1 protein-coding gene and 1 pseudogene are annotated in these 1040 nt (G+C 56.3%); one reads left to right on the top strand and one right to left on the bottom strand.

Translation table 11 applies throughout. The features are described from left to right. Positions 1-523: hypothetical protein (locus AC1DUU_RS32800; RefSeq protein ID WP_476787448.1), on the top strand; the 523-nt coding region annotated here is incomplete at its 5' end. A 255-nt stretch (positions 524-778) separates the two neighbouring features. On the opposite strand, the pseudogene AC1DUU_RS32795 reads toward AC1DUU_RS32800, so the two are convergent. Further along, a pseudogene (locus AC1DUU_RS32795) lies at positions 779-856 on the bottom strand (recombinase zinc ribbon domain-containing protein); the annotation flags it as partial. Positions 857-1040 lie beyond the last annotated feature (184 nt).

Below are 1040 nucleotides of genomic sequence, written 5' to 3'. Positions count from 1 at the left end.
CGATGGGGAGATTAAGGGGCCAAACGCGTATTGCCGCTGCCGCGCCAGCTCATTCCCATTCAGGGTCCGTTTGTTGAGCTTAGATCCCTGTTATTTCGCCAGGGAATTTGTCTACGAACCCGTTGAATTCACTGGCGCATTCCGCCAGCAGGCGAACGAGATTTCGCTGTTGGTGGACAAAACTCCCTGTTTCTCGCCCAAAACAGGGAAGCCAAAGGAGAGACCAGTTCGCACCAGACTGCGAGCACCGCCATCTGCGTACATATCTGCGAACTTCTGGCATAGCCGGACCGCCAGAGGTATCGGAGGAGCTCTCCACAGCTCTTCGAAGGTCATCGATATGACCTTCGATCCGAACATCACCCACACCAACCTCGATGCGCTCAATGATGGTGGAGAGATAAATCTTTGTTCGAGCTGGACTCTCCTTCTCAAGAAGCTCGAGCATGAGGGTGCGGAAATAAGCGATGTCCGCATCGTTGACTTCGCCGTGTCCGCCAAGTRCCGACATTGCATCCTGTAGCCGAGCACGAGCCATCCCGATTTCATCGGCGGCACGCTGCAAGTTGCGCTGAAAAAGCGGATCACCCTCCAGTGACGGAGCGAGACGTATACTTGCCCACAATCCCTCCATGGCAGTCTCTGCCGCGACCACTCTCGATCGAAGGATGGGTAAATCCTGTGTGGCCGAAAGAGCCCTAATCCGCTCACGGCGCTGTAGGCCTAAAATCAAATCCCTCAAATGACCGTGATCGAGAACTCTTGTCCGAACCGCCGTCAAAACAGCTTGATCGAGCTGTTTCTCGGGGATGCTCGGACCGCTACAGACAAACTTGCCGCGATTGGCACTACTGCAGTGATAGTATCGGCAAGTAAGGGGTCGGGCGGATCATCCGCCCCAACTGTCTGGGGAGGCRACACAGCCGCCTCCCCTCGCAAGGTGTCGCCCGCGCACATGGAAAAGCGGGTGGCCAAGCGTTCTCCGAGCTGCGTGCCTGTGAACAATCAAGCAAGCRCAAGCTTGGGGCGGACCCAATCAG

It is taken from the genome of Aminobacter sp. P4_H6_2, assembly GCF_056400805.1.
This window is presented reverse-complemented; position numbering and strand designations above follow the sequence as displayed.